This is a genomic window from Weissella paramesenteroides (genome assembly GCF_036327715.1).
GTDB classification, from domain to species: domain Bacteria; phylum Bacillota; class Bacilli; order Lactobacillales; family Lactobacillaceae; genus Weissella; species Weissella paramesenteroides.
The window spans coordinates 110092-123955 of sequence record NZ_CP130559.1 but is presented as its reverse complement, the minus strand read 5'-3'; the positions used below and the strand labels follow the sequence as shown (position 1 = coordinate 123955).

Sequence of the window (13864 nt, the reverse complement as noted above, 5' to 3'; positions counted from 1 at the left end):
CAGAGTGTGACAAAATGCGGTTTGAATCCGGGGTCTATGGTTATTTTCAGACAATAAAAGCCAGGACGTTTTGTCCTGGCTTTTATTAGTTAGTTTGTTAATTGCTAATCTGGAATATTAAAAACAGTTTCACCATTTTTTGTATACATGTATTTCTCACGAACCAATTTTTCCAAATAGCTATTATCACCCAAATCTTTTACTTCTTGTTTTAAGTCTGAATGTGATGCCTTTGCAGTTGATAATGTCTTGCTAGTCTCAGTTAACCCGGCTGAGGTAGTGGTATATTTTACATATTGTTTATGAAAATTTACCATAGCCACAACCGCTACGATGATCATAAAAACACCTAAAAGAAAACGGCGACGTAAATGAATATAGCGCGCATATTTTGCTTGTTGTGCTTCAATCGCTATATGATGCTTACCGGCAGCATTTAGTGGCCGTATATTTGATTGTTCAGTTGTTCTACGCATCACTAATCACCTCTCCGGTCGTTCACCTAAATCTACTTGTAGTCTAATTACCTTAACTTTACCGCAGGAATTAAATTTTTCTAACTCTCATTATCATTTCTTAACATTTTCATATAAAAAAATAACAGAGCGTTATTTTATTTTACGTCAGCATCAAAATCTTGTGCATACGACTCTGAAACAATACTGTACATGTGCTCAGCTTCGTTCTTTTTTGTTGTCTCAACAATGCGTTCCACTGCAATAACTGATGTTTTATTACCAAAACGAATTGTTAATTCGTCACCGGTTTTAACATCACTAGATGATTTTGCAGTTTTACCATTAATATCAATACGCCCCTGGTCTGAAATATCTTTTGCTACTGAGCGTCGCTTAATCAAGCGTGATACCTTTAAATATTTATCTAATCGCATGAATTTTCCTTCCGTTCTAAGAAGTGGTAGAGCTTGTACCCTTTTGGTAGTGCATACCACTCTTCTTTTGACAATAGACGTAAACGCCAAATCATCACTATAAACATAATTATACCAATTAACGCTGAAGTAATCAGCGAAAATAAACTAGCTAGTCGAGATGATCCAATTAATTTATCACTTGCCCAACCCCATAATCCAGCGGTTAGTAAAACGACCAGCAATGTTGTCACTAACTTGTACCACCAATTTTGGCTGTGCCATTGGCGTCGTAATTTTTTCGGTAAACGATGTAAGACAAAATATAACATTGGTACTAAGCCTAATAAAGTTGCCAGAGATGCACCCACAATGCCCCATTGTGGAATAAAAATCATATTCAAAATATACTTAACAATCATCGTCAACAATACAAACCAGCTAACACCACGTGTATAATCTAAACTCTGTAAAACACTCGTGATAATCAAAATTAAGGTTGCTGGAATAATCGTTAGAACAAAAATCATTAACGCCTGACTACCCTCTCGCGTGCTAAACAGCACTTGGTTAGCTGCTGGCATAACCGCTATTAAACCAACTGTAGCGACACTTGATAGGATCAATGATAGCCGCAGCATCATTTGAAAGTCATGTATAAAGGCCCCGTCTTCTTTTCGAACGGCATGAGAACGCAATACTGGTAGTAAAGAGGTACTAACTGCTGTCGCTAGAACCATCCCCAATTGAACCAATGGTTGCCCGCGATCGTATACACCTTTCGCATACTCGGCAGCCTGTGAGCTCATGCCGTTGACTTCTAGTAGCCCTTTTGTCGAAAATGAATCAACCAACTGTAACAAAACTAGCAGACCGGTTAGCATGGCCAAAAGATTACCCTCCGACCATAGGCGCTGAAAAATGCGGATCCATCCGAGTGCACGCTCTTTTTTTACAGGCTTAGTAATTGGTGTTTGCCAGACTAATTTAATCGTACGACTAATGTATAAAGTAGCTAGCATTGCTGCAAATGCAGCTGCTGCAGTCGCCCAAGAACCAATCTTATAAACAGACCACCCTGCATGAACACCCCACCAAGCAACACCAATAATAATGCCAACACGAACTATTTGTTCAATCACCTGCGAAATAGCCGTCGGTACCATATTCAATTGACCTTGCGCAAAACCACGACCAACTGCCAAAAATGGCATGAACCAAAACATCCAAGCAACCGCTCTGATCACAGGAATCAGTTTCAAATCATTTCCCATCCCAGTTGCTATCAAAGGAGCACCACCATAAACAAATATGAATAAAAAGAAACTGATGATAAAGAGCAACCAAAACAAGCGTCGCGCAACCAACTGCTTACGTTCGTTATCAGTCTGTTCCGTAATGATTTTTGAAATAAATAATGGCCACCCGCTTAAAGCTAATACCACGCCAATGCCATATATCGGATAAACTTGTTGGTATACATAAAAACCTGTATTACCAACTAGATTTTGAAAAGGAATGCGATAAACCGCACTAAGAATTTTGGCAATAATACCTGCCAATGTCAGAATACCAGCACCGGCCATTAAATTTTGACTACTTTTACTCATATTCCTAGTCCTTTTTTGGCAATAATGCTGACAAAAACTTTATCAAATTTTGCAGCCACTCATCATCCGTTTGCTTTGGCTGAATAGCCATCGCAAATAGTACAGGATCATTCACTTTAATCTGACCACGAGTTTTCGTGTCAGCCATCGCTTGTTGGACTTGCTCACGGGTTATCTTAGCTTGCTTATCAAAACGAATGGTTATAATCGTCGGTTGATTAACTGTTCGCTTAATCTGGGCAACCCCCACTTGATCAGCAATTGCTTTTAACTGTGAGACTGTTAATAAACGATTGGTAGCTGCTGGTATATCACCAAATCGGTCAACTAAATCATCTGTAATTTCAGCAAATTGCTCAGCCTTAGTTGCTTTACGAATACGTTGATATAAGTCAATTTTTTGTGGACCATCTGCCACGTAGTCAGCTGGCAAGTAGGCTTCGACCTGTAAGTCTAATTCTGAATCAAAACGTTTTTGTTTTTTACCCTGTTTAGCAGCAACTGCCTCTTGTAACATTTGAGTATATAAATCATACCCAACAGCATTAATAAATCCATGCTGTGATTGACCCAGCAAGTCTCCTGCACCACGAATCGACAAATCTCTCATGGCAATTTTAAAGCCAGAACCTAGCTCAGTAAAATCACGAATAGCCGTTAATCGCTTTTCACTTTCTTCATTAAGCGAACGCGTACCTGGATAGGTAAAGTATGCATAAGCGACGTTATTTGAACGACCCACGCGACCTCGTAACTGGTACAATTGCGCTAATCCCATATAGTCTGCATTTTCAACAAACAATGTATTAGCATTTGGAATGTCTACCCCAGTTTCAATAATTGTTGTGGTAACTAAAACATCATATTCGCCATTGATAAAGTCAACTAAAATTCCTTCCATTTGTGTTTCAGTCATTTGGCCATGGATATAGGCAACCTGTGCTTCAGGAACTAAACCTTGAATCATCCCCGCAACTTTTTCAATATCAGCCACGCGATTATGTAGATAGAAAGTTTGACCGCCACGTGCCATTTCACGCTCAATCGCATTGGCAATGACACGTCCGTTTTGTTCCATTACATACGTTTGAATTGGATAACGATTAGCTGGCGGCGTTTCAATCACTGATAGATCACGTACACCAACCATTGCCATATTCAGCGTACGTGGAATTGGCGTCGCCGTCAGCGTTAATACATCCACATTTGTTTGCAAGCTTTTTAGCCGTTCCTTATGCTTTACCCCAAAACGTTGTTCTTCATCAATGATCAATAAACCTAAATCACCGAACGCCACATCTTTAGCTAATAAGCTGTGTGTACCAATAATAATATCGATTGTATGATTCTTTAAACCAGTCTTGATTTCTGTCATTTGTTTCTTTGTTTGAAAACGCGACATCCAAGCAATCTTTAAATTGGTTCCTTCAAAACGGTTAAGGAATGAGTCGTAATGTTGCTGTGCCAAAATAGTTGTCGGTACCAGCATAGCCACTTGTTTACCCTCATGAGCTGCTTTAAACGCCGCCCGCATGGCAACTTCAGTTTTACCAAAACCAACATCACCCACCAGTAATCGATCCATTGGGCGGGGCTTTTCCATGTCAGCCTTAATTTCTTTAACCGAACGAATTTGGTCTGGTGTTTCAGGGTAAGGAAACGCCTCTTCAAAATGACGCATTTCCTCATCATCTGGTGCAAAAGCGTAGCCTTGTTTAATTTCACGTTCCGCATACAAAGCCAAGAGATCATCTGCAATGTCCTCAACCTTCTTGGCAACTTTTGCCTTTGCGCGTTGCCATTCAGTGCCCCCCATTTTATTGATTCTGGGAGCTTTTTCAGCCGCACCGACGTATTTTTGTACCAAATCAAGCTGTGTTACTGGAATAAATAACTTATCTCCCTTTTGATAAGCTATCGTAATATAGTCTTGCTTAACACCCCGATTTTCAATTGTTTGCATGCCTTCATAGATACCAATCCCATGATTGACATGCACAACGTAATCGCCAGGTTTCAGCTCATTATAGCTCTTAATACGCTCCGCATTTGACAGTGTTTGACGTTTTGGTGCCCGTTTACGAACTTGTTGAAACAACTCTTTTTCGGTTAACACCACTAATTTTTGCATTGGCAACTCAAATCCCGCACTTAATGGTAGTGTTGCTGACTGCGTACGACCAGTTGCTAACCCGTCAACAGGCACTTGGTTTACTTTAATACCAAAGTCATTTAAGGTTTGAACCAATTTAACTTGTCGATCATCTGAATTAGTCAAAAAGATTACGGTCATATTTTGTTTTTGCCAACGTGTCACTTCACCTTTCAGCAAAGGCATCTGACCAAAAAATTGTTGTGTTGGACGTAATGTCACATTAGTTAAGCTAGTTTGCCGTAATTGCCCAATTCCTCGTTGTAGTGGCGAGAAAATTAAGCTTGCTTGTTGGATATCACGTGCTTGATCAGTCAAAGACCAGCCAAAATCTGCCGTTGTCAAAACTTGTTGCTTATCAAGTTTCTCAGCCCACCAGTTTGTGTCATCTAATCGCATTTGCGCAGCATTTTCAATGGCACGTGGATAATCATCGAATACCACAATGCCATTTACTGGCAAATAGTCAAAAAGACTGGCAGCATCTGGATACAGCATATGTAAATATGCCCGCATTTCTGGCAAAATTTGTCCATCTGCTAGTGTTGTCAGTAATGGTGTTATTGCTTCAGTCAAATGCCGTTTCTCTGCACCAGCCAATTGGTCGCGTTGTTTCGTCATTGCCAACTCAAGTTGTGTTTTTGCTTTTTGACGATCATCGTCACTCAAAACTAAGTCAGTTGCTGGCAAAATGGTCAATGAATCAATATTTTCAATACTACGCTGATTTTCCGCATCAAATGACCGCATTGAATCCAGTTCAGTATCAAAAAAATCTAATCTAACCGGATAGTCTGCATCCAATGGGTATACATCAACAATTGAGCCACGAATTGCAAATTCACCAGGTTGTTCGACCGTGGTATTTCGGTGATAACCCATTTGATGTAATTTTATTTCTAAGTCTTTTAACTCATACTCATGATCAAAATCAATCGTCAATTGTGCTTGCTGAAACTTTTTAACAGGTGGCAAATAACGTTGTGCCCCCGCAATACCAGTTACTACAACAGCTTGTGGATCCGTTAATAATAGGTGCAAAGCACTAACACGCGCCAAACGAGTGTCTAACGATGTCACTGCCATTTCAGCTGCTAAACTTTCTTCAGCAGGAAAAACCGCAACGTGTTCGTTACCCAACAAAGCTTGTAAATCTTCCGCTAATTGATCGGCATGAAATTGACTATCTGACACAATCACCATTGGTTGCTGAGTTCGTTGCTGTAACGCTGCTAAATAAACCGTACGGGCAGTGCCAGAAATTCCCGTCATCAAATGACGACCGCCCTTAGTCAACCCAGTAGCTAACTCCTGTAAAGCTTTATCCTGTTGTAAAAGTTCAGTTAGTTGCATAATATATTTTTATCCCTTTAATTAAACTGATTCATCAGCATTGGCATGTCTTTACCGGCAGCAAAGTCTTCGAAAATTTCGACTGCTTTATCTAATCCCGCCAGTAAGTCAGGTTGTTCGTCCTTTCCAAATCGTCCTAATACATAATCGACAACTGCTTGATGAACATGTGCTGGATGGCCAATACCAAATTTCAAACGATTAAACTTTTGTGTGCCTAATTGATTAGCAATGCTTTTAATACCATTATGACCGCCAGCAGAACCTTTCTGTCGTAAACGTAGTCGGCCAAGATCCATATCCATATCATCCTGCACAACGAGTAAGTCTGCTAGGTCTAGCTTGTAATAATCAACTAGTGGGCGCACTGCTTGCCCTGAATCATTCATATAAGTTGTTGGTTTAACTAACAAGACTTTTTCATTATTGATGCGTACATCAGCTACAAAAGCATGATGGGCGCCGTCTTGTTTAAATGTGGCTTGGTACTTATCTGCTAATGCATCCACTGTCATAAACCCAACATTGTGGCGAGTTTGATCATATTCTTTACCAATATTTCCCAAGCCAACAATCATTTTCATTTTTCTTCTGCCTCACTTTTTATGTCATTAACGCACGAAATGGGTCGAGACCGATTAGCCCCCACCCTTGTGCATTATTTACTTGTATTAATTCTCTTAATGATTATAAATTCTAAACCAAATTATCCTGATTTAATAGTCCTAAGTCTTTTATTTTTTAGCCTGATAGTCATCAAGTGATTGCAACTGACCACTATCTTGGAATACTTTTCCTAATTGTAACAACATTTGATCTTGTCCTTTAGCCGCCTGCAATTGCACACCTATTGGCAAGCCACGCTTTGTAACATATGTTGGTAAGCTTAGCGCCGGTTCGCCAGATATATTGGCTAATTGTGTGAATGGTGTTTTCGATAGACCATGTAGCCACGCATCGTAAATTAATTGAATCTGATCCTCATGGCTTAATTTTTGAATATGCTTTAGTCGCTTAACATATTTTGGTAAATAAGCTGGATCACTATTCTTAGGTGCCACTGTCGCAGTCGTTGGTGTTAAATAAATTGGATAGTCTTTATGGAATGCCGTCATCTGTCGATCAACTTCAGCCATCTCATCAGCAACAAATTGATCACTCTCTTTTGTCTGTTTTTTATCCGCCTGATAGAGGGCCCATGTCATTGGCGAAACATCACGAAACTTCATTAGTTTCCCAGTTTCAGCTTCAATTTTTTTATTTGCGTCAGTGCCCGTTGCGGTTGATGCTGTATAGTACATTTTCATCAACTTTTCACCATCAACCGGTGCGTCTTTCTTTACTACGGTATAACCCTGATTCCGTAAGAACTTAACTACTTGTTTAACTGCTCTGATAGCATCTTTACTAACTTTAGTTCCTACTGGGGACTTTACAGAATAAGCAATTGTCATCTGTTTCAAGTCAGCTGGTGCATCTTTTATCAGATCAGGGTGTTCTATATTCTTCATCCCCATAAAATAAGTCTGTAAATCAGAAATATATCGTGCATTAGCAAAGTTAACCGATGAAGGAATCGTATCATCCCCAGTAATAGCACCTTGCGTGGGCTTTAAACCAATCACACCGGTAAATGATGCTGGAATACGCAAAGAACCCCCTGCATCATTTCCTGTCGCTATGGGTACAAAATCTGCAGCGACACTAGCTACTGCTCCTCCTGATGAACCACCAGTATTACGATTTAATCGCCAAGGATTATGTGCCACACCATTTAACTTTGAAACGGTGATATTAATCAAACCTAATTCTGGATAGTTTGTTTGACCAATAATAATGAATCCAAGTGCTTGTAGTTGCTTTACAAAATCACTCGTTTCTATCGCTTTCTGCTTCTTTAAGTTCTTTAGACCTCTAGTATTAAATTCTCCCTTAAGTTGTTGTCCTAATCCCTTTATTAAAATAGGCACCCCATAGAAAGGCTGACCAGTATCTGTCAACTTATCCGCTTCTCGCAAAGCAGCGGATTCACGTAAACTAATGACTGCATTTAACTGTGGATTGTCTGCTTTGATTCGTGCGACTGCATGCTTAATTAGTTGTTGACTGGTTACCTGACCACTACGAATTAATTGTGCTAAATCACTTGCAGAAGCATGCTGGTATTCAAAATATGTCATTCCATAGTCTTTTGCATGCTTATGCTGTAACGTCTTCCCATTTGCGTGGACAATTAATTGCCGCGAAAAGTAGCCAATTCCCCCTGCTAGTAATGCTAAAGCAGCCCCAATTTTTATCTTCTGTTCCCGATTCACTTTACGCCCCCCAAAGCTCAAGCTTTTATCATGCACATGACACATGATTACTGGATTTTTAACAACGATATCTACTATTATTTTACGCTACCTGTCATATATATTCTATCAATGAGAAATTATAAAAAGCGTACCTAGAAAGATACGCTTTTCATCAGTTATTTCATTTGTGTCCCATGTGCATCTTCCCAACGGGTTCGTGCAATTGATGCAATAATGGCAATCGCAAGCAAACTAATAATCACAATGAGTGAAGCAATATTTGTTATCTCAAACTGCCAGTCCATCATCTTGCCTGCTTCATTAATCAACATTTTCGCACCAATAAAGGCTAAGATGAGTGCCAAAGCATATTTGATGTACCGAAACATTGGTAATAGCTTTGATAAAGCAAAGAATAACGATCTTAGTCCCAAAACTGCAAAAATGTTTGAAGTCACAACAATAAACGTATCTTGCGTAACTGCTAGCACAGCGGGAATTGAATCAACTGCGAATAAAATATCCGAAAATTCAATAAAAATTAAAGCAATTAGAAAAGGCGTCACAAACCATTTACCATTTTCTTTCACCATAAAATGTGGTTTGCTAACATCATCCTTAACTGGCAAGATTTTTCGCAAACCTTGGATCATTTTGCTATCATTTAAATCTTTATCCTTGCCTTTATCGAATAACATATTTATTCCGGTATAAACTAGGAAAATACCAAAGAGGTACATTAACCATTCGAACTTGTGCAACAATGCTGCACCCCCCAGAATAAAAAGCACTCGCATCACAATTGCCCCAAATATTCCCCAGAACAACACTCTATGCTGGTAACGTGCCTCAATACCAAAGAATCCAAAAACTAAGATAAAGATAAATAAATTATCCATACTTAGCGATTCCTCTAGCAAATAACCAGTAACAAAATCGATGGCATGGCCACTTCCCTCGAAATACCAAATACCTGCCGCAAAAATAAAAGCTAACACAATCCACATTGCTGTCTGCAAAAGAGATTTCTTAAATGTTGGCACTTCTTCTTTTTTATTCAAAACCCCTAGATCTAACGCCAACATTGCAATAACAAATAGAAAAAATCCAATCCAAACCCATATACTAACTTCCATTAAGTACGCTTCCTTTTTTTATATCAATACAACTACCTACCAGACCATCCTAGCAGACAATTGTATCAGGATTGTTCGTATGTTGTCCATTCATAGACTAATTAAGCTTAAAAAAGGCATCAATCCACCAAATTTAGGATTAATGCCCTTAAACGTATTCTAAAAGATTAGAACCGGACTCATGGTTAAAATAAATTAAATATCTATATCATCAATGTTGACGCCAATGGCTTCGGCCACACGTTTACCATAATCTATATCAGCGCGAGCCATTTGTTGTACCATCAACTGCTTATTTTCAAGACTATCAATCGTACCCAAGTTACTCTTAAATGTCTCTACTAAACGTTGTTTCTCATCTTCGGACATAATGTTATACAAACGGCCAGCAGCTGAATAATAATCTGTATCATAAGGTTTAAAGGCTCCCGTCATACCCTGGAACATATCACCTGTTATTGCTGCATGTGGATTCTCAACCGGACCACCTTGATTATTTGGTTCATAATTAACACTACCATCTTGGTTTTGCGCCATAAATCCGTCACGTGCATAATTATGAACCTCGTGACGAGGGCGATTAGCTTTTAATTGTTCAAAATTAGCACCTAAACGATAACGAGCCGCATTCTTGTATGAGAACAAACGTCCTTGTAATAATTTATCCATTGAAGGTTCAATACCTGGTACTAAGTTAGCAGGTGAAAACGCAATTTCCTCAACGTCTTCAAAGTAATTGTCAGGATTAGCATTCAATGTCATGACACCAACTTCGTGAAGTGGGTAATCCTTGTGCGACACTGTTTTCGTTACATCAAAAATATCATACTTATAATCAAGACCTTCTTGATAAGGAATAATCTGTACCGAAAGTGTCCATGAAGGGTAGTCACCATCCTCAATGGCATTAAACATTTCATTCTGTAGATAGTCGGTATCTTCACTCGCTAATTTAGCAGCAAGCTCATTAGACATATTTGACACACCTTGGTTGCTAATAAAGTGATATTTTACCCAAAATTGTTCACCCTCAGCATTCACCCATTTGTATGTGTGACTCCCATAACCATTCATCGTACGAAAACTGGTTGGATTACCACGATCACCCATTAAATAGGTCACTTGGTGAATTGATTCTGGTGAATGTGCCCAGAAGTCAAACTGCATGTTGACATCACGTTTGTGAGTTCGCGGATCACGTTTTTGTGAATGGATAAAATCCGGAAACTTTAATGGGTCATTGATAAAAAAGACTGGTGTGTTGTTACCAACAATATCGTAATTACCTTCTTCTGTATAAAATTTCACTGAGAACCCATGCACATCACGAATAGTATCTGGATATCCAGATTCGCCTGCTACTGATGAAAATCGAACAGCAAGTGGTGTCTCTTTGTTCTCCCCATTGAACAAATTGGCTTTAGTAAATTGACTCATATCATGGGTCAATTTAAATACACCTTTAGCTCCAGCACCTTTTGCGTGAACGACACGCTCAGGAATACGTTCGCGATCAAAGTGCGCTAACTTTTCCAATAATTGGTAGTCCTGCATCAGGACAGGACCCCGTTCTCCTGCTGTTAAACTGTGTTGATTAGTAGCCCATGGCTGTCCTGCTTGTGTTGTTAATTTATTGGTCATTATTTCCCCCATTCATAATTCATCTGTCAACCAAAATATAGATTATATAAATCTATACAATTAATTATACTGTCAATCTATTATTATGCAAATATACTGGTTTTTTATATTAATGTGATTTATATAACAAGCTTATTAACTGTGCTATTTTTATTAAAAAATAAAGCCGGTCAGAAAAGTACATAAACTTTTCTGACCGGCTCTAAAATCTAACTAAAAGTCTTTATCCTAATTAATCTGCTTGCATGCCTTTAAGGACACGAAAATTGTGCAGATGAACAACAAAGTAGATAAACATTGCCAAAATCGACACAATACCCACACTGGCTAACACCACCACTTCTGTTGCTATTGAACCACCAATCATGATTGTCTCACGCAACCCACTCACTGAATAAGTCATAGGTACAAGCGGGTGCAACCACTGATAGAACTTATTTGAAAGTTCTATTGGATAGGTTCCAGCTGCGACACTAAGTTGTAAGACGAGTAGCACCATCGAAACAAAAGCCCCCGCTTTGCCAAACCACATGTAAATTGCTGTAACTAATGCTGCATCAACATAGCTGGTCAACAGCATAAATAGTAATGTCTGTCCCGGATTAACAGGATTCATGCCGAGGACCCAGTCGCTTAACGCATAAAGTGTCAATGCTGTCATCGTAGCAATAGCAAAGAGAATGAACATCTTTGATCCAAACCAGGCACCAAGTGACGATACTTTCCCTCGTGGTGAAACCATATCCAGCATAAGGTTAAGTGCCATCATCCCAACAAACATACCAACAGAGAACATATATGGAATCATACCAGTCCCGTTATTAGGTACTCGATCCTTTTCTGTATGAGATACCGTCGTTGGTGTTGCCATCTGCTTGAGTGTACCCTTTGTACCCTTTAATTGATCAGCCTGTGCACCAGCCTTGCTTAATTGTGTAGCAAGTGTGGTATTACCAGCATTCATTTCTGATAATGCTGGTCCCATTTGTTTGGCTGCGCTAGCTAATTGCCCAGAGCCATTGCTAATTTGTCCAGCACCACTAGCAAGTTGATTAGCGCCACTATTTAACTGACCACTCATACCAGATAAGGTCTGCAACCCATTATTTAGTGTTTGCGCCCCGTTAGAAAGTTGGCTAACACCACCACTTAATGTCTGAGCACCAGATTGCAAAGTTGCAACACCATTATTTAACGTTGCTGACTTTCCCTGCAGCGTTTGCAAACCACTACTTAATGTTTGGGCACCACCCGCTAACTGTCCAACTGCTTTTTGCACAGTGGGCACTTTGTCATTGAGTTGTTGTGAACCAGCTGCTAACTGCGAAACTGCGTCAGGTAACTTTTCCATTTCAATTAATTGATTATTAACCTGATGCAAATCTGTATTATTGGCCGTTTGTGCTAATTCTGTCAAAGTTGCTTGATGTTTCTGCGCAACCTGTTCCAATTGCGTCACATTTGACTGTAGCGCTGCTGCATGTTCAGTCATTGTTGCCAATACTTGGGCAGTTTGGGTGTCACTTTGTTTGCTTGCCAATGCTTGAACAAATTTTGCCTTTTGTGCTGCAGTAATGTTGATCCCGGCTTCTTGCATAGCGGCATTCACATTATTAGAAAGTGCATCCTTATCAGCTGCATTAGCCTTCGCCAAAGCCTTTAAATCTGATTGTAGTGTGTTGAATTGATTGTTAATGGTTTGATTGTCTGGTAATGCTGTTTTCGTGTCATCCACGACACTAGATAATGCCGCAACCTCTTTTTGTACTTTCGTCAGGTTGCCCTTCACATCATTATCAACCATTTCTTTATTCAACTGTGATAAGCCATCATTAAGCTTCGTGACACCATTAGCAAAAGTCGGTATTTGCTGATTTAACTGATTTAATCCTGTTGACAATGTCTGGCTACCATTTGCTGCTGTACCAACGGCAGCAGTGTATTGTTGCGTACCCTGACGTAATTGATCAATACCATTAATCAGTGTCGGTGCTTGCTGATTCATCCGATTCAATCCGCTGGCTAATTGTGCACTGCCATCACTAGCTGTACCAACGGCAGTCGTATATTGTCCTAATCCCTGAGTTAATGTTTGGGCACCATCTTCAAAAGTCAACGAACTAGCTGCTAATTTTTCAAGATTAGTAGTGACTTGATCGCTACCTGATTTTAGGGTATCAGCACCATCCGCCAGTTTTTTATTGGCTGCACCTGCCTTCGTCATACCAGCACCTGCTTGTTGCATTTCTTTAAAAATCGTCTTGGTATATATCTTAGTGACTTTCCCAGAAATTTGATTACCAATTTGTTTTGCACCTGATTCAGATAATTTACCCGCAATGAAGCTATGACCCGAACTTGTTTCATACTTTAGCTTCATTTGCTTGGGCTTTTTGTCTAACAATGTCGTTGCATTTGCTGAAAAATTCTTTGGAATCGTAATGACGGTATAGTATTTGCCGTCCGCCAAACCTTTTTTAGCAGCCTTTTGTGATGGGAATTTAAAATTCATCGCATCAGATTTCTCTAATTCATTTTTTAAATCATGACCAACCCTTAGCTTCTTACCCTGGTAAGTAACTGCCTGATCCTTGTTAACCACTGCTACTGGTAACTTACTCACCTCACCATAAGGATTCCACAATGATCCTAAAAAGGTAACTGCATATATAGATGGTACAAAAAACAATACAAAAATGACTAACATATAAAATTTATGACCTTTTAGCCACTGCCACTCTGATTTTAGCATTGTACACTCTCCTCCTGAAAAAATTATTGAACAACTTGTTGAATAATTTATC

General features: G+C 39.4%; 9 protein-coding genes. All 9 read right to left on the bottom strand.

Annotation, left to right across the window (positions count from 1 at the left end):
• Positions 1-104: 104 nt before the first annotated feature.
• A complete protein-coding gene (locus QRX23_RS00585) occupies positions 105-476 on the bottom strand; it encodes an FtsB family cell division protein (protein ID WP_330155575.1) in 372 nt (123 codons plus the stop codon).
• Between the two features lie 137 nt (positions 477-613).
• Positions 614-892 (bottom strand): RNA-binding S4 domain-containing protein, encoded by a 279-nt coding sequence (locus QRX23_RS00580; RefSeq protein WP_330155574.1) that lies wholly within the window; start codon positions 890-892, stop codon positions 614-616.
• On the bottom strand, positions 883-2481 hold the full coding sequence (locus tag QRX23_RS00575) for a polysaccharide biosynthesis protein (protein WP_251939515.1): 1599 nt from the start codon (positions 2479-2481) through the stop codon (positions 883-885). Before QRX23_RS00575 ends, QRX23_RS00580 begins: the two co-directional genes overlap by 10 nt.
• A 4-nt stretch (positions 2482-2485) precedes the next feature.
• Entirely contained in the window at positions 2486-5986 is a 3501-nt protein-coding gene (mfd, locus tag QRX23_RS00570) for a transcription-repair coupling factor (protein ID WP_330155573.1), read from the bottom strand.
• 17 nt (positions 5987-6003) lie between these two features.
• Complete coding sequence (gene pth / locus QRX23_RS00565; RefSeq protein ID WP_002829147.1) at positions 6004-6570, bottom strand: aminoacyl-tRNA hydrolase; 567 nt, start codon at positions 6568-6570, stop codon at positions 6004-6006.
• A 150-nt stretch (positions 6571-6720) separates the two neighbouring features.
• Positions 6721-8301, bottom strand: a complete 1581-nt coding sequence (locus tag QRX23_RS00560; RefSeq protein ID WP_330155572.1) for an amidase family protein — start codon at positions 8299-8301, stop codon at positions 6721-6723.
• 158 nt (positions 8302-8459) lie between these two features.
• The gene (locus tag QRX23_RS00555; protein WP_330155571.1) at positions 8460-9419 is read right to left on the bottom strand and encodes a TerC/Alx family metal homeostasis membrane protein; all 960 of its coding nucleotides are present in this window, start codon (positions 9417-9419) and stop codon (positions 8460-8462) included.
• 195 nt (positions 9420-9614) lie between these two features.
• The gene (locus QRX23_RS00550; RefSeq protein ID WP_330155570.1) at positions 9615-11060 is read right to left on the bottom strand and encodes a catalase; all 1446 of its coding nucleotides are present in this window, start codon (positions 11058-11060) and stop codon (positions 9615-9617) included.
• Between the two features lie 232 nt (positions 11061-11292).
• The gene (locus QRX23_RS00545; RefSeq protein ID WP_330155569.1) at positions 11293-13812 is read right to left on the bottom strand and encodes a YhgE/Pip domain-containing protein; all 2520 of its coding nucleotides are present in this window, start codon (positions 13810-13812) and stop codon (positions 11293-11295) included.
• Positions 13813-13864: the final 52 nt, after the last annotated feature.